The sequence below is a fragment of the Tsukamurella asaccharolytica genome (assembly GCF_007858435.1).
Taxonomy (GTDB): Bacteria; Actinomycetota; Actinomycetes; order Mycobacteriales; family Mycobacteriaceae; genus Tsukamurella; species Tsukamurella asaccharolytica.
Genome location: NZ_VIGW01000001.1, coordinates 594,399 through 610,494, shown reverse-complemented (window position 1 = coordinate 610,494; position 16,096 = coordinate 594,399). Strand labels below are relative to the sequence as shown.

The window sequence follows — 16,096 nt, the reverse complement described above, 5'->3', positions numbered from 1 at the left end:
TTGACTCTACTACGCGGATTCACAAAAGTGCACATCGCGGGGGTGGTTCGCCTCACACCTCGTCGGCACCGCCGCCGCGTGCCGCGCCCATCAGGGCGCGCAATCGGATCGGGCCGACGAGCGCGCTGGTGGTCACGTACGCGACGGCGGACGCGACGAGGGGGATCAGCACGAATTCGTGACGGAGGACGATCGCGACGCCGGCGGCGACGGCGAGCGGAACGGACAGGCGCAGCAGGTAGCCCCACGGGGGCTGGAAGGGCGCGCGTGTCCGCAGGCGCCAGCCGGCGACGACCATCCCGATGACCTCGCTCACGATCAGGGCCGAGGCCGCCCCGACCGCGCCGAACTGCGGGATCAGGATCACATTCAGGACGATGTTGCCGATCAGGTTCAGCACGTTCAGGCGCAGGAGGAAGACCTGGTCGTGCGCGGCGAAGAGGGCCTGACTCAGGACCGCGGTGATGAAGGTGATGGCGAGGGCGATGAACAGGAGCGCGAGGGTCGGGCCGCCCACGGCGACGAACTCCTGGGTCGCGAGCAGCCCGATCAGACTGGGAGAGAGCACGAGACCCACCACCGCGACGGGCGCGCCCACGAAGATCAGGATCTCCGCACTGCGTTGGACGAACCGGGCGAACCGCGCCCGATCCGTGGCGAACAGGTTTGTCATCGTGGATAGCGATGAGGCCAGGAAGACGGCGGAGATCACAGTGGCGTTGGAGGTGATCTGGTAGGCCAGCCCGTAGGCGCCGGTCTGCGCGGGGGTGCTGAGCACGCTGAGCAGGAAGGCGTCGGCGCGCCAGTACAGTGCCGCCACGATGAGGACGCCGGTCTGGGGGAGGCTTTCACGGACCAGGTCCCAGCTCTCCCTGGCGGAGAAGACCGGGCGGACGCCCACCGCGCGGTGCGCCACGACCCCCTGAATCAGCAGCATCACCAGCGGCGGGATCAGCTGCACGGCCGCGAACCACACTACGTCGGCGTCGATCCGCACCAGCACGATGGTGCCGATCAGCGAGAGCGCGCGACCGGCGACGTCGGACGCCGCGACCGCGCCGAACCGCACGTTCGTCATGAACAGAGGTTGGAAACACGAGGCCAGCGTGGTCAGCGCGAGACTCCCGGCGATGATCGCGATCATCACCGGGACCTCGGCGGTGTCCCGGTAGATGAGCCATCCGGTCACCACCGCCGCCCCCGACAGCGGCACGCAGTACGCGAGCGACAAACCGACGTTGACGCGGATGAGGTGCCGCAGGTCCCCCGTGCCGGAGGTGACGCGGCGCACGATGACGGCGCCGATACCGAGCTCGGTGAGGCTGGTCCACAGGCCGATGAAGACGATCGCCGCGGTCAGGTGTCCGTAGGAGTCCAGGCCGAGGTGGTTCGTGGTGATCGCCATCGTCGCGAGCGAGGCGACGAGACCGACCACGCGGGCCACCAGTTGCAAGCTGAACGCCTTGGCGATCCGTGCCGGTGTCGCGCGCCCGCGGTGAACATCCGTCTGGGACTCGATACCCTCATCCTCGGACGGTGCCGGGGCGTGGGTCCCCGGGGATGAGGGAGCCGTCGGTTCGAAGGGGTGATTCGGTGCGGGTGACGGTGCCTCTTGCCGGGGGATTGACGGCTCCGGCGTGGGCGCGCCGGTATGCGGCGGGCGAGGTTCCCGATCGCTCACCGTACGGACTCCATCGCCTCGAGAATCACGGCGTGCGCGTCGAATTCGCCTCGGCGCAGCCCGCCGGCGGCGTTCGGGGGAGGATCGAGCAGCGCGTCGCGCAGTCGGTGCGCCACCGCACCGGCGGCTACGAGTTCATCGAGCGGGCCCTCGGTGCCGGTGCGCGTGGGGGCGACGCGATCCTCTCCTACGACGAACGCACCGGCGTCCCCGCGTTGCTGACGGGGCGGACGCCGGTCGCCGCGGGAATCGGCTGGTTGACCACTCGGGCGGGGTCCAGCCGCGTGCACCGCGAGCTGGCCGCGCGGGCTTTGCCGCGCGCCGCCGCGGTGTGGGCGCAGTGCTCGGCCGTGCTCCCGGTGCTCCAGCGGGAGTGGGGACTGGCCGCTTCCCGTATGCACTTCATCCCCCTGGGAATCGATACCGAATTCTATGTCGAGCAACCTGTTCCGGAAACCACGGGCCTCGTCGTGAGCGCCGGTGAGGACCGCTTCCGCGACCACGCGACGTTGATCCGCGCGATGCAGCGGGTTCGTGCCACGCGGCCCGGGGCTCACCTCGAACTGGCGTCCGGACTGCCCTTCGAAGCCCCGGAGGGCCTGGTCACGGTGCACGCCGAACGATTGGACGGACGGATCCGTGATCTTTACGCCCGAGCGGACCTGGTTGCGATTGCACTTCATCGTACAGTCACCGGATCCGGGCTGACGGTCGTGCTGGAGGCGATGGCCAGTGGCCGCCCGGTCGTGGTCACGAACAATCCGGGAGTGGACGACTACGTGGAGCACGGCGTGACCGGCCTGCTCGTGCCGCCGGAGGACCCCGACGCGATGGCCGCGGCCATCTCCCAATTGCTCGTCGACGATGGGGCGCGAGTCGCCATGGGCCGTGCCGCCGCGTCCCGCGCGCGGGAACGATTCAGGAGCGACGCCATGGCCGCGCACCTTGCCGGGATGCTGACGGCGATGTGACGCGCCCCGGACCGGCGCGGCCCGTCGAGCCCTCCTCCGCTGCGCCGCCGGGGGCCGATCATCGTCGTCACGGTCCATCCCTTCATCGTCGTGCCGCGGCCGATTCCGCTGTGCAATGTCGAATCGTGCCACTCTGCCGTTACGTATAGTATGTCGAAGCTGACAGCCCAGACGACAGAGGAGAAGTTCGTGCCGAGCGAGCTCGACCGTGCCTACCTCCCCGGCGGCCTCCGCGCCGCCCCGCCGCCCCTCGCGTCGCGCATGCACCCACTCGCGGTGCTCATCGTTGCGTATCGCAATCCGGAAGACCTGCGGGCGTGTCTCGTTTCCGTGGCGGAGCACCTTTCCGATACACGGACGTTGATCTGGGACAATTCGGGAATCGACTGGCCGGGAATGGCGGAGGTGCGGGCGGAGTTCCCTGACGTCGCCTGGTACGGCGACGGCGTCAACGCGGGTTTCGCAGCGGCGGTGAACCGCCTTGCCGCGAAGGCGCCGGATGCCGATCTACTGCTCCTCAATCCCGACGCGGTGGTACGTGGTGACCTGGCGGTCACGCGGTCCGCGCTGCGCACCCCGGGGGTCGCCGCAGCGGCGCCGAGAGTTCACGATCCTGCACTTCAGGGCTCGCACGAGCGGGACTGGGACGTCGCGCATCGCCGCCGCGGCCCGATCCGCGCCCTGGTCTCCTACGCCGGATACGCGCCGCGGTTGCGCCGCACTCCGCTCTCGGACCTGTACGCGGAAGCCCCGACCGCCGTCGAGGGCTACCTGACCGGCGCATGCCTGGCGATACAGCGCGATGCCTGGGACGCGGTCGGACCGTTCGACGAGGAGTTCTTCCTCTACGGGGAGGAGGCGGACTGGCAGGAACGGGCTCGGCGCGCGGGCTGGCGGCTGGTCCTCACCGACGAGGAGGGGATCACCCACACCAGCGGCGGCACCGTCGCCGACGACGCGCGGGCCAGCCGACGTTCGGGAGACCTGCTGCGCGCCAACATCGCGCTCAACCTCGAGCACAACGGCCGGGCGGCCGGCGGGGACCTGTACCTCGCGGGAACGTCGATCCTCGACCGGCTGCAGCGGTCCACCCGCCGTGCGCACGCCCGCGCGGCGCGGCCCACGGATCGTCCGGCGATCGTCATCACCACGAATCGCCTGGTCTACGGGGGCGCCGAGCGCCAGCACGTGCTGCTGGCGGGCGAACTCGACCGGCGCGGCTACCCCGTCACCATCGCCTGCATGCAGCGGCTGGGGCCGATGGTCGCCGAGGTCCCGCACTCGGTGCGCGTCGTCCGGCAGCCCTGGTTCGCGCCGGTGCTCGATCCCGTCGCGGGCCCGCAGATCCTCATCAGCGCGACCACGAACACCGAGACCGGATTCGCCACGCTGTGGCGTGCCGGTGGTCGTGACCGCAGGTGGTTGGTCGCGGCGCACTCGTGGTTCGACGCGGAAGAGCCGACCTTCTCCGCACCCCTCGCCCGGGCGATGCGCCGCGCCGACGGCTTCATCGGCCTCGCGGACGGCCACTGGGACGTCGGCCCGCAGTTCCAGGACCTGGACGCACCCGTCTTCACCGCGCCCAACGGCATCGACCGCGTGGCCTCCCGGGGCGACGTGCCGCCGCGGCCGCCGCTCGGCCGCCCGCGACGCCTCGTGATGCTCGCCCGCGCCGTCGAGTTCAAGAACCCGCACCTCCTCGCGGCCGCGCTCGCCGGCGTCCCCGATCCCGACTGGGAGCTCTCCATCTACGGCGACGGTCCCGATCGGGAGCGGCTCGAGGCCATGACGCCGGACGCCGTCCGGGACCGCGTGCACTGGCGCGGGTGGGCGCCCGGGCCCGAGGCGGCCCTCGCCGACGCCGACCTGCTCTGCGTGCCGAGCCGGGACGAGGCCTTCCCCCTCGTGATCCTCGAGGCGATGGCCCGGCGATTGCCGGTGATCGCCTCCGCCGTCGGCGCGATCCCGGAGATCCTCGCCCACGGTCAGGCGGGACGCCTCGTCGAGGACGTCACCGTCGACGGCTGGCGCACGGCCCTGACGGACATGTTCGCGGACCCGCAGGTGTGGCCCGCCCTGGGCGACCGCGGTTTCGAGCGGATGCGGGCGAACTACTCCGTCGAGGCCATGGCCGACGCCTACGAGGCGGCCTTCGCCGGCGTCCTGCCATGACGGGCAAGGTGCTCTGGCTCTCGCCGTGGATGCGACCGCTCGCCCGGGTGTACTGCGAGCAGCTCATCGACGCGGGCTGGGACGTAGTGCTGGTGACCACCGATCAACATCCGGAGTCCGACGGCGTGCGGCCCTACGAGTGGGTGCTCGACGCTCGCCCGCGTACCGCGTCGACCTGGCCCGGTTTCGCGCGCGCCCTCCGCGCGGCGCGGGCCTACGCGGCCGACGTGGTCGTCACCGAGCTGGTGCGGGATCCCCGGTGGATGCTGCTGGCGGGTGGCGCGCCCCGGGTGAACCTCATCCACGACGACCGCCCGCACGGCGCCGCCGAGGTCTTCCCCGCCTGGGAGCGGGCGCTGTTCGGGCGATGGGGGCGGAACGCGGCCGCGACGGTCGGCTTCAGCGAGTACGTCGGCAGCCGGGTCGGAGCCACGGCGGTGGCGCCGCTGACGAGCGACCTCGAGGAGCGGCTCGTGCCGGCGGCGGTGCCCGCCGCGGACCGGCGGGACTTCGTGGCCGTCGGACGGCTCGAGGAGTACAAGAATCTGGCGGTGACACTCGCGGCCTGGGAGAAGCACGTCGCCGGTCCGGGCTGGCGCGGCGACGAACTCGTCCTGATCGGCGACGGTGAGCTCCCACCCGGCCGGTTCCCGGCGGTGCGGTGGCACCGGGGACGGTACTCGTACGCGGACGTGCTGGAGCCGATGGCCCGCGCGAAGGGTTCGGTGGTGCACTACCGCCGCGCGACGCAGAGCGGAGTCCAGGTGCTGGCGATGCAGTTGGGGGTGACGCCGATCGTCTCCCCCGAAGGAGCGCTCCCCGAGTTCCAGCCCCCCGGTGAGGAGCCGATCGGCGTCGACGACGTCGTGGGTCTGGCCCGGGCATTCGACGCGCTGGCCGAGCCCGCCGCCGCGGAACGCCGGGGCGCCGCTGCCCGCCGCCACTACGACCGCGGGTACGCGGCCCCCGCGTCGGCGGCCGCGCTCGGAGCCGAGCTGCGGCGGGTCGTGCGCCGATCGGGCCGGGACGCCGGCCGGACCTGACGGCGCGCCCGTGCCGGGCGGTCGGAGCGCAGTTCGGCGGAGCGGGCGCGAATCGACCGGACCAGGAAGGCGGGATTGCCCAGGAGGTACCGTCGTGCCTTGTGCGGCTCGCGCAGCAGGATGTCCACCCACTCCACGCCCATGCGGCGGGCGATGCCCGGTGCGCGGGTGCGGGTTCCGGCCCAGAATCCGAACAGCCCGCCCACTGCCGCGGTGAGCGGTACCGACAGGGCGGTGCGATGGCGCGCGATCCACTCCTCCTGCAGGGGATTGCCGAAGCCTACGAGGAGCACGTCGGGGGATGCGGCCGCGATGGCGGCCAGGACGTCCGGGCAGTCGTCATGGTCGAAGAAGCCGTGGTGACGGCCCACGACCTCGACGGGGAAGCGTTGCGCGACGGCGCTGGCGGCAGCCGCGTTCACCTCCTCGGTGGAGCCGAGCAGATACACCCGAAGTCCGGGCGTCGCCTCCAGAAGATCGGGGACGACGTCGGTGCCGTTGAGATTCGCGCGGAGCCGCACCCCGCGCATCCGCGCCCCCCAGCGCACTCCCGTGCCGTCCCCGAAGACGAACGTCGACGCGTTCAGCACCTCCCGGTAGGACGGGGATTCGGAGGCCAGGTTGAGCGTCGCGGCGTTCGGGAAGACGACAGTGCGCGGCTGGTTCCCGCGCGCGGCGTCCCGCAGGCGGGCCACCGCGGTGTCGAAGGAGAGATCGTCGAATCGGACCCCGAGGATGTGGACGTCGTGCAGCACGGGTCCAGGATACCGGCAATTGTTGCAATTGCAGTAGGCTGCGAGTCGCTGAGTCCCGGCTGCGCCGTGGACCGTCGATGACCGCTGCGGGGGTGCAATGACTTCGATCCGGCGCGGAGCGCTGATCGCACTGCTCGTCGTCGCTCTCGCCCTCACCTCGATCGCGGTCGTCCGGCCACCGGAGCCGACGAGATCGTGGATGCGCGGCATCAACGTGGCCACGTTGCTCACGCAGGCGGTCACGATCTACGACCACCCCGACGACACCCGAACGGGCGAGCCCCCGTCGTCGTACGAACGACTCCGGCAACGGGGGCACAGGCTGATCAGGCTGCCCGTGGACTGGAGCTTCCTCCAACCGGGCCTCGGCTCGGGCGACGAGAGCTTCCATCCGGCGTACTGGTCCGCGATCCGGGCGGAGGTCGGCAAGATCAAGGCGGCGGGCATGAGCGTCGTACTCGGGCTGCACAACGGTTGCGAGTGGCGCGCGCCGAGGGCGCAGACGGAGCCGCTGGTGTGCGGTGCCGGACTCACCGTCGAGCAGACCAACCAGGTGTGGCGCCGGATCTCCGAGGGCTTCCGCGATGAACCCGCCGTGGTCGCCTACGACCTGTTCAACGAGCCGACCCGGTTCAGCCACCCCACCCGGGCCGACCTGCAGTCCCCGGACAAGCCCGGCTACGCGGTGTACCAGCGCCACGTCAATGAGGTCGTGCGCACCCTACGAGCCGCCGGCGATCGCACGGTGGTGTGGGTGGAGTCGCTGTGCTGCTCGAGGTTCTCGGACTTCGCGTACACGGATCCGACCGGCGGTTGGGTCGAGGATCCCCTGCGCCGGATCGTCTACTCCCAGCACATGTACCCGGTCCGCAACAGTGGCGAGGGCGAGGTCTTCGATCCGGCCAAGCTCGACGACGGTTACGTCCGGGATGCGGGGCGGTCGTGGGTGGACCTCGGGTACGAGCGGGGCTTCCTCGGCAGGCTGCGGACCTTCGGCGACTGGTGCGTCCGCAGCGGGGTGGAATGCTCCGTCGGCGAGGTCGGCTGGTACGGGCCGGGCCAATCCGCGGAGAGCGCGGAGCAGTGGAATCGCCTGGGCGACCGGTGGTACGCGCTCGCCAACAGGTACGGCATGGCCGTCACCTACTTCGGGACGTCGTCCGCGTTCCACAGCCCCCTGTGGGCGTACGACGCCCCCGGTCCCGACGTGTGGTTCCCGGCGGCGGGTCTGTCGCAGGCGCAGTCCCAGGCCGCGGTCATCGAGAAGCCCGAGCACCTCTCCCGGGGCTGACCCGCGGCCCGCCGCGGCCGCGTGCCCAAGGAGCTCAGCCCGCGAGCTCCCTCCACAATGCGGCCAGGCGCGCGTGCCAGGGCTCGATGGCGAAGTCCCGCGCGCGGCGCCGGGCGCCGGCGGCGATGCGCTCGCGCAGGTCCCGGTCGTCGACCAGCCGGGCGAGCGCGGCGCTGAGCGCGGGAACGTCGCCGGGTGGCACCAGGAGCCCGTCCGCGCCGTCCGTGATCGCCTCGGGAATCGCGCCGACGGGCGTCGTCAGCGGCGCCAGCCCCGAGGCCATCGCCTCCAGCAGCGCCATCGGCAGCCCCTCGTCGTAGCTGGGAAGGGCGAAGACCTGCGCGGTGGCGAGCAGCGCGTCGCGCCCGGCCGGGTCCACCCAGCCGCGGACCGACACCGACTCCTCCACGCCGGCCGCGGCAGCCGCGGCGCGCACCTCATCGACCTCGCCGTCGCCCGCCAGCGTCAGGTGCAGCCGTGCGCGAATCTCCGGCGGGAGGAGCGCGACCGCCGCGATCAGGTCGTAGCTTCCCTTCCGGACCCCGAGCCGGCCGAGCGCGACCGCGTGGACCACGTCGCCCGTCGTGGCGAGACCGGCCGGAACCGGGACCTCGGGCACGGGGTTGTAGAGCACTTCGACCGTGCTCGGTGCGAGGTGCAAGGCCGCCGCGTACTGGGCGGCGAGCCCCGTCCCGAGCACCAGCCACCGGTCCGCGGGGAGGGCGGCGCGGACGAGCGGTCGCGCGGGGGCGGGCAGCCCGGCCACCCAGCCGCCGAAGTCGAAACTGTGGCCGTGGATCACCGCGGGGACGCCGCGCAGGCGCGCCGCCCAGAGCACCGGTGACTTCCGCACGACGCTGCCGCCGTGCGAGAGGTGCACGTGCACCACGTCGACGTCGCCGCGCAGCACGCTCAGGGTGCCGCGTGCCATGCCGCCGAGGCCGGCCCGGAGGCGCTGTCCGACGGTGCCGTCGACGTAGGTCGTCCGGAGTTGCACGTCGATCGACGGATCCGGTTGCGCCGCCATGTGACCGACCACGGTGGCCATGCCACCCCGGCTCGTCGGACCGGGCGGCGCGGGACCCACGACGAGCACGCGGACGGGCGCGGTCACGACGCCGCCCCGCCGTCGAGGCGCCGCGGCGCCGCGGTCCGGCGCAGGGCGGGAGCCACCGGGCGGCCCGCCAGGAGGCCGTCGACGGTGCCCGCCTCGAGCGCCCGCCGGTAGACCACCAACGCCTGGGACACCGCGTCGATCGTGTGGTCCACGTCGGCATCGGTGTGTGCGGCGGAGATGACGAAGGACTGCCCGAGCACCTTCCGTCGCAGCAGCTCCTGCAGGAACAGGGTCCGGAAGGCCTGCGAGGGTGCGCCGTCGGCGTCGCGGGTGGTGAAGACCAGACACGACGGCCGACCGATCGCGCGGACGGCGTCGCCGACTCCGGCTGCGTCGGCGGCCGCGTTCACCCCGTCGGCGAGGCGGCGTCCGGCCCGCTCCATGGCACCCACGGGGTCCCCGTCGCGGTAGGCACGGGCCACGGCGCGGAACGCGGTGAGCGAGACCGATTCCGGCCCGTGGGTGGTGGACAGCAGGAAGACCCGGTCGGCGTCGGTGTTGAGGCCGCCGAGCTCCATGAACTCGCGTTTCCCGGCGAGCGCGGCCAGGGGGAAGCCGTTACCCATGGCCTTGCCCCAGCACGAGAGGTCCGGCGTGACGCCGTAGACGGCCTGCGCTCCGTGCGGCGACCAGCGGAAGCCGGTGATCATCTCGTCGAAGATCAGCAGCGCGCCGTGTTCGTCGCACAGGGCGCGCACGGTCTCCAGGAAGCCGGGCGCGGGCTCGGCGAGCGCGGTCGCCGCCTCGAGGAAGACGGCGGCGATGCGCCCGGGGTGCTCGGCGAAGCGGGCTCGCAGCGTGTCCGCGTCGTTGTAGGCGAAGCGCACGGTGAGATCGCTGGTGACCGTGGGGATCCCGGCCGCCATGTCGGTGGTGCCGATGAACCAGTCGTCCACGGAGAAGAAGGGCTGGTCGCACACCGCCACCAGGTCGCGGCCCGTGGCGGCGCGCGCGAGGCGCAGGGCGGCGGTGGTGGCATCGGAGCCGTTCTTGCCGAACTTGACCATGTCGGCGGTCGACACCAGGTCGAGGAAGTCCTCGGCGGCGGCGAGTTCTGTCGTCGTCGGGCGGCTGAAGCTGAGGCCGTCGTCGAGGCAGGCGCGCACGGCCTCCACCACCGGCGGGTAGGCATGGCCCAGCGTGACCGAGCGCAGCCCCATGCCGTACTCGACGTACTCGTTGCCGTCCGCGTCCCAGACTCGAGCGCCGCGGCCGCGGGTGAGCACGGGGGGCATGAACTCGGGGTACTGGTCCGCGCCGCGGGCGTAGGTGTGCGCGCCGCCGGGCACCAGGCGGTGGAGGCGGTCCTGCAGCGCGCGGGAGCGGCGGAGGTCGGGTTCGGTCATGGCTGGTTCACCAGTCTTCCGCGGAGGGCGGGCCAGGCCTCGAGCACCTCGTCGTACAGGTCGGGCAGGGTCAGGAGGACGGGACCGTCGAAGGCGAGGAGGCGCTCCGGCGCGACGATCGGGATGTCGGTACCGGGCATGCGGCGCCCCTGCTTCGACGGTGACGCGTCTGCCACGCAGGAGACGAGGCCGGTGTCGAGCCCGGCGAGCGCGAACAGGGCGACGGCCCGCGAGGCGGCGCCGTAGGCGGCGACGGTGCGCCCGGCGGCCGCGTGCTCCTGCGCCCAGGCCCGGAGGTCCCTCGCCTGATCACCCGGGGCCGCGCTGAGAGCCCGCAGGCCCGCGGGGGTGGCGAGCCCGGCGCCCGCCTCGGTGGCCAGGATCCGCCGGATCGTGGGATCGGCGGCGCCCGCGCCGGGGACCACGTCGGCCGCGCCGCGGTGCCGGACGGCGAGCAGCACCGTGCCGCCGTAGAGGTCGAACTCGAAGGCGCGCACCGGTTCCAGGCCGGCCGCGGCGAGCAGAGGCAGCAACGCGGTGAGCGTGTAGTAGCCGAAGTGCCCGTGCCGCAGGGCGGTCCACTGCAACTGGTCGACGATGCCCCCCAGCGGCTGGTACTGCAGGAGCAGTACGCCGCCGGGCGCGACGGCAGCGGCCCGCGCCGCGAAGGCCGTGCGCTGGTCCGGTTCGTGCATGATCCCGAAGCTGTCGAGGACGACGTCGGCCGGACCGTCGGCCTCGTGGAATCCCCGCTCGGCGAGGAGCGGCAGCCACGTGCCGCCGTGCGGGCTGCCGAACTCGCGCACCGTCGTGCCGCGCAGGAGGCCGGCGCCGGCGACCCGGGCCACCGCGTCCGCGGCCTGCTCGCGCAGGGCACGGGGTTCTACTCCGCGGGGTTCGTCCGCGATGGTGTCGTCATCGGCGAGCTGCGCGAGGCCGCACGCCGCGCACAGGTCCATCGCGAGCGGATGGGCGGACTCGCCCGGGTCCACCGGGGACTCGGAGGGCGGGAAGCGATCCGCCGCGGGGACGCGGCCCAGGTCCAGCACCCGGGTGAGCTTGACGGAGCCGCAGCCGCGGCACGCACGTGCGTGTCTCATGGCAGCATGTCCCCATGCGCATCGAGCAGACCGATCTGGCGGACGTCCTGCTGCTGGTTCCCACCCCGCACGCGGACGACCGGGGCCTGTTCACCCGGACCTTCGACGCGGAGATCTTCGACGATCACCTCGGGGAGCCCGGCGCCGCAGCGCGATTCGTGCAGGATTCGCAGTCCCGTTCGGCGCGGGGCGTGCTCCGCGGCATGCACGGCCGTTCCGGCCGCGGGGAGGCGAAGCTGGTGCGCTGCGCCCACGGCGCGGTGCACGACGTGCTCGTGGACGCACGGCCGTACTCGTCCACCTTCGGCCGGAGCCAGGCCTTCCGCCTGGACGACGAGGCATTCCGCACGCTGTACGTGCCGCCGGGCTTCCTGCACGGCTTCCAGGCGCTGACCGAGGTGGCGGACGTCTGCTACCGGATCGATCGTCCGCACGACCCGTCGGAGGATCTCGCAGTGCACCACGCCGATCCGGAGCTGGCGCTGCAGTGGCCGCTGGCCGCGTCGATCGTCTCGCCGCGGGACAGCGCGGCCGGCTCCTGGGCCGATCTGCGTGCCCGCCTGGGCTGAGCCGGTCATGGCCGGCGCATCGAGGCGTCGATGGCGCCCCCGGCCTGCAGCTGCTTGAGCACGGCGAGCCGGGTGAAGTCGTCGTGGAAGGAGCGCTCGGTGAGCCCGTACTCGGTGTAGGACCGGTGCAGCTCCGCCGCGCCGTCCGCGACGGTCCACTGCGCCTCGAAGCCCAGTTCGTCGCGGGCACGGGAGAAGTCGACCCGGTAGGACCGCGGATCGTTCCCGGCTTCCCCGGTGATCCGGACGGCGGCGCCGGGCACCACGTCGACCACGGCCTGCGCGATCTCGGCGACGGTCACGTTGTTGCGCTCGGTGCCGATGTTGTAGGCGCGCGCCGAGACCGTCTCCTTCGGCGCGGTCAGGCAGGTCGCGAAGGCCCGCGCGATGTCCTGCGCGTGCACCAGCGGTCGCCACGGCGTCCCGTCGGAGAGCACCAGCACCTCGCCCGTCAGGACGGCGTACCCCATCAGGTTGTTCAGCACGATGTCCGCCCGCAGGCGCGGAGAGAAGCCGAAGGCCGTGGCGTTGCGCAGGAAGACGGGCGTGAAGTCGGCGTCCGCGAGCGCCGCGGCGTCGTCCTCCACCCGCACCTTGCTGATCGCGTAGGGCGTGATGGGGTTGAGCGGCGCCGCCTCGTCGACGAGGCCGTCGCCCGCCGCGCCGTACACGGAGCACGTCGAGGCGTACAGGAACCGGGAGACCCCGGCCTCCTTCGCCAGGCGCGCGAGCCGGCTCGACGCGGCGTGGTTGATGTCGTAGGTGATCTGGGGTGCCAGCGAGCCCAGGGGATCGTTGGACAGTGCCGCGAGGTGGATCACCGCGTCGAAGCCCTGCAGTTCCTCGACCGTCACGTCACGCAGGTCGGTGGTGAGCGTGGGCGGGTCGGACACCGCCGGCCCGAGCACGCGGTCGGCGAAGAGGCCGGAATCGAGACCGGTGACCTCGTGGCCGGCCGCGCGGAGGACCGGCGTCATCACCGTTCCGAGGTATCCCTGGCTGCCTGTGAGCAGGACCTTCATCGATTGCCTCCGAGATCTACGATCGCCTTTTCCAGCATGAAACCCTCGGCGTACGCTGAGCGGCACTGGATGCCGCGCAGCCGCGCCAGGCCGAGGAAGGACTCGTCGTCGAACCAGTCGTGGCCGACCTGCGAGGGGTAGTGCTCCGTGAGCAGCCGCGCCTTCGTCATGGCGGCGTACGCCGACAGCGGGTTGAAGACGGTGGGCCGCGGGGTGTCGGCCTCCCACTTGAGGATCTCGTAGCCGAGGATCAGGTGGTCCCGGAACTCCTGTGGCACGAGTTCCGCGAGCTGACGGTGGTCCTGGTGGGCATCGCCGCGGTGCGGCGCGAAGACGATGTCGGGCGAGGCCGACCGCCGGAACTCGGCCACCAGGGACTTCTCGCGCAGCCAGTGCGCGGGGGTCCGCCCGTCGGGTAGGTCCAGCACCGTGATGTCCAGCTCCGCCTCGGGGGCGAAGGCGGCGAGCGCCGCCCGCTCCTCGGCCTCCCGCGGGGTGTCCGCGCCGGTGGCCACGAAGGCCCGCACTCGCAGGCCGGGATTGGCCTCCGCCAGCTGCAGCAGGGTTCCGCCCATGCCGATCGCGATGTCGTCGCAGTGCGCGCCGAGGACCGCGATCTCGGAGATCCGGCCGGCGGAGAGGCCGATCATCCGACCGGTTCCTTCCACACCATCCAGGGGCGGTCGCCGCGGGCGTAGCCGGCGTCCAACTCGGCCCGCTCCTTGAACGTGTCGGCGGGCTTCCAGAAGCCACGGTGCTTGTAGCCCAGCAGCCTCCCCTCCTTCGCCAGCGCGGTGCACGAGTCCGCCACCAGGTCGCCGCCGGGAGGCAGGTGGTCGAAGACCTCCTGGGTGAGCACGAAGTAGCCGCCGTTCTCCCAGATCGGGAACTCGGAGACCGGCGTGATGTCGGTGACCTTGTCGTCGCCGTTCACGTCCACGCAGTGGAAGGACGACTGCGGCGGTACCAGGAGCATCGAGGCGGCGGAGCCGGTCTCCTTGACCCGGTCGACGATGCTGTTCATCGGGGCGTCGCTGAGGACGTCGGCGTAGTTGGCGAGGAAGTACTCGTCGCCGTCGAGGTGCGGCCGCGCGCGCCGGAGGCGCTCGCCGATGGCCGATTCGAGGCCCGTGTCGACGAAGCTGATCGTCCAGTCGCGCATGTCGGCGCCGAGCAGCTCCACCTCGCCGCCGCGGATCACGAAGTCGTTCGACTCCGTCTCGCGGTAGTTGAGGAAGTAGTTCTTGATGTGCTGAGCGCCGTAGCCCAGGCACAGGATGAACTCCGTGTGCCCGAAATGCGCGTAGTAGCGCATCACGTGCCAGATCAGTGGCCGCGGGCCGACGAGCTGCATGGGCTTGGGCACCATGTCGTCGGCAGCGTTGCGCATGCGCATGCCGTAGCCGCCGCAGAACAGGACAACCTTCATCGCTCAGACCTCCGTGGTAGCGGCGACCGGCCGCGCGGTGTGCAATCGGGGCATGGGGTAGACCACCTCGGTGCCCTGGTCGATCAGGGGGCGCAGTTGCTCGGTGATCTCGGTCTCGAGGTTCCACGGCAGCACGACGACCACGTCCGGCCGGTCGGCGTCGAGGCGCTCGGGCGCGTGGATCGGGATGCGTGTCCCGGGGGTGAACCGGCCGTGCTTGTACGGATTGCGGTCCACCGTGTATTCGAGCAGGTCGGGCCGGATGCCGCAGTAATTGAGCAGCGTATTGCCCTTACCCGGTGCGCCGTAGCCGGCCACCCGCTTGCCGGCGGCGCGGCAGTCGAGCAGGAAGCGCAGCAGGTCCTGCCGGGCGCGGTCGGCCAGCGCCTGCATGCCGGCGTAGCCGGCGAGGGCGTGCAGCCCGGCCTCCTCCTCGATCAGCAAGACCTCCCGCACGCGGTCCGACGGTGCCTGCGCGGCCCCGTCGGGCCGGGCCCAGAGTCGGATGGAGCCGCCGTGGGTGGGGACGAGTTCGACGTCGACCACGGTGAGCCCGGCGGTCGCGAGGGCCCGCTGGGCGCTGAGCACCGTGTAGTACTGGAAGTGCTCGTGGTAGATCGTGTCGAACTGGCCCTCGGCGACGAGGGCGAGCGCGTGATGCACCTCGATGCTCAGCCAGCCGTCGTCCGCGAGCAGGTAGCGCAGGCCCCGGGTGAATCCCAGGAGGTCGGGGATGTGCGCGTAAACGTTGTTGGCCACCACGAGATCCGCCGGGCCGTGCTCAGCGCGGACCTGCGAGGCAGTCTCCGGGCCGAGGAAGGCGGTCACCGTCGGGACTCCGCGATCGCGGGCGGCCTGCCCGACGTTGATCGAGGGCTCGATGCCGAGGCAGGGGACGCCGGCGGCGACGGCGTGCTGCAACAGGTACCCGTCGTTGCTGGCCACCTCGACGATCAGGCTGTCGCCGTCGAGCTCGAGCCGGCTGATCGACTCGTCCACGAAGCGGCGCGCGTGGTCGACCCAACTCGCCGAGAACGAGGAGAAGTAGGCGTACTCGGAGAAGGTCTCCTCCGGGAGGATCAGCGCGGGGATCTGCAGCAGCAGGCACTCCTCGCAGATCCGCAGGTGCAGGGGATACGTCGGCTCGGGCCGGTCCAGTTCCTCGGCCGTGAGAAACATCTCACAGGGTGGGGTGGCACCGAGATCGACCACGCTCCGGAGCTGTGACGAGCCGCACAGACGGCAGTGCATGATGGTTTCCGTAACTCTTGTCGGACGTTTCGGTGATTGAGCATAACCCTCACAACTTTCCTGATTGCAAACTGTCAATGATCTTGCGATTGCAACGTCAGGCAGCTACCGTGACAACGGTCGCCACGGGCGGCCGCTGCGCCTCGCCGTCGCCACGACGGGGAAGTCGGCGCGCGGGAATCGGGCACGGACCGCGAGGTTCGTGCCCGTGAACTGTGCAAACAGTAGCTCCGGCGAAGGCTCGACCTCCAGCCGGAGGCGGCTGTGAGCGGCGTCACGTCACGCTGACGTGAGGTGAGGGGCCTCGGGAACGACAAACATGTGAGACGAAGCTCACGGTATTAGATAT

General features: G+C 71.7%; 14 protein-coding genes. 5 read left to right on the top strand and 9 right to left on the bottom strand.

The window, feature by feature from the left end; translation table 11 throughout:
• Positions 1-52 precede the first annotated feature (52 nt).
• A complete protein-coding gene (locus tag FK529_RS02875; protein ID WP_231702888.1) occupies positions 53-1,444 on the bottom strand; it encodes an oligosaccharide flippase family protein in 1,392 nt (463 codons plus the stop codon).
• Positions 1,445-1,593: 149 nt separating this feature from the next.
• Between FK529_RS02875 and FK529_RS02870 the strand changes: the two genes are divergently transcribed.
• The 3 genes from FK529_RS02870 (at position 1,594) to FK529_RS02860 (ending at position 5,867) form a co-directional block, all read left to right on the top strand.
• Entirely contained in the window at positions 1,594-2,652 is a 1,059-nt protein-coding gene (locus FK529_RS02870; protein ID WP_146559368.1) for a glycosyltransferase family 4 protein, read from the top strand.
• A 189-nt stretch (positions 2,653-2,841) separates the two neighbouring features.
• Complete coding sequence (locus FK529_RS02865) at positions 2,842-4,824, top strand: glycosyltransferase (RefSeq protein ID WP_146559553.1); 1,983 nt, start codon at positions 2,842-2,844, stop codon at positions 4,822-4,824.
• A gap of 8 nt (positions 4,825-4,832) precedes the next feature.
• Entirely contained in the window at positions 4,833-5,867 is a 1,035-nt protein-coding gene (locus FK529_RS02860; protein WP_438947168.1) for a glycosyltransferase, read from the top strand.
• Here the strand turns inward: FK529_RS02860 and FK529_RS02855 are convergent.
• The gene (locus FK529_RS02855) at positions 5,768-6,622 is read right to left on the bottom strand and encodes a WecB/TagA/CpsF family glycosyltransferase (protein ID WP_158635031.1); all 855 of its coding nucleotides are present in this window, start codon (positions 6,620-6,622) and stop codon (positions 5,768-5,770) included. The genes FK529_RS02860 and FK529_RS02855 overlap by 100 nt on opposite strands.
• Positions 6,623-6,719: 97 nt before the next feature.
• Here FK529_RS02855 and FK529_RS02850 point away from each other — a divergent pair, with 97 nt between their 5' ends.
• A complete protein-coding gene (locus FK529_RS02850; protein ID WP_146559363.1) occupies positions 6,720-7,913 on the top strand; it encodes a glycoside hydrolase family 5 protein in 1,194 nt (397 codons plus the stop codon).
• Between the two features lie 34 nt (positions 7,914-7,947).
• Here the strand turns inward: FK529_RS02850 and FK529_RS02845 are convergent, their stop codons facing one another.
• The 3 genes from FK529_RS02845 to FK529_RS02835 are packed head-to-tail and all read right to left on the bottom strand — an operon-like array spanning position 7,948 to position 11,476.
• Positions 7,948-9,027: a glycosyltransferase family 4 protein gene (locus FK529_RS02845; RefSeq protein WP_231702887.1), complete on the bottom strand. Its 1,080-nt coding sequence runs from the start codon at positions 9,025-9,027 to the stop codon at positions 7,948-7,950.
• Complete coding sequence (locus FK529_RS02840; RefSeq protein ID WP_146559361.1) at positions 9,024-10,376, bottom strand: glutamate-1-semialdehyde 2,1-aminomutase; 1,353 nt, start codon at positions 10,374-10,376, stop codon at positions 9,024-9,026. The genes FK529_RS02845 and FK529_RS02840 overlap by 4 nt, the downstream gene beginning before the upstream one ends.
• Positions 10,373-11,476 (bottom strand): class I SAM-dependent methyltransferase, encoded by a 1,104-nt coding sequence (locus tag FK529_RS02835; RefSeq protein WP_146559359.1) that lies wholly within the window; start codon positions 11,474-11,476, stop codon positions 10,373-10,375. Before FK529_RS02835 ends, FK529_RS02840 begins: the two co-directional genes overlap by 4 nt.
• A 14-nt stretch (positions 11,477-11,490) precedes the next feature.
• On the opposite strand from FK529_RS02835, the gene FK529_RS02830 reads away from it, so the two are divergent.
• Positions 11,491-12,045: a dTDP-4-dehydrorhamnose 3,5-epimerase family protein gene (locus FK529_RS02830; protein WP_146559357.1), complete on the top strand. Its 555-nt coding sequence runs from the start codon at positions 11,491-11,493 to the stop codon at positions 12,043-12,045.
• Between the two features lie 5 nt (positions 12,046-12,050).
• Here the strand turns inward: FK529_RS02830 and FK529_RS02825 are convergent, their stop codons facing one another.
• The 4 genes from FK529_RS02825 to FK529_RS02810 are packed head-to-tail and all read right to left on the bottom strand — an operon-like array spanning position 12,051 to position 15,747.
• The gene (locus FK529_RS02825; RefSeq protein ID WP_146559355.1) at positions 12,051-13,067 is read right to left on the bottom strand and encodes an NAD-dependent epimerase/dehydratase family protein; all 1,017 of its coding nucleotides are present in this window, start codon (positions 13,065-13,067) and stop codon (positions 12,051-12,053) included.
• Complete coding sequence (locus FK529_RS02820) at positions 13,064-13,717, bottom strand: PIG-L deacetylase family protein (RefSeq protein ID WP_146559353.1); 654 nt, start codon at positions 13,715-13,717, stop codon at positions 13,064-13,066. Before FK529_RS02820 ends, FK529_RS02825 begins: the two co-directional genes overlap by 4 nt.
• Entirely contained in the window at positions 13,714-14,496 is a 783-nt protein-coding gene (locus tag FK529_RS02815) for a glycosyltransferase family protein (RefSeq protein WP_146559351.1), read from the bottom strand. The genes FK529_RS02820 and FK529_RS02815 overlap by 4 nt, the downstream gene beginning before the upstream one ends.
• A 3-nt stretch (positions 14,497-14,499) precedes the next feature.
• Positions 14,500-15,747 carry a class I SAM-dependent methyltransferase gene (locus FK529_RS02810; RefSeq protein WP_146559348.1) on the bottom strand — a complete coding sequence of 416 codons (1,248 nt, stop codon included), beginning with the start codon at positions 15,745-15,747 and terminating at the stop codon, positions 14,500-14,502.
• Positions 15,748-16,096: the final 349 nt, after the last annotated feature.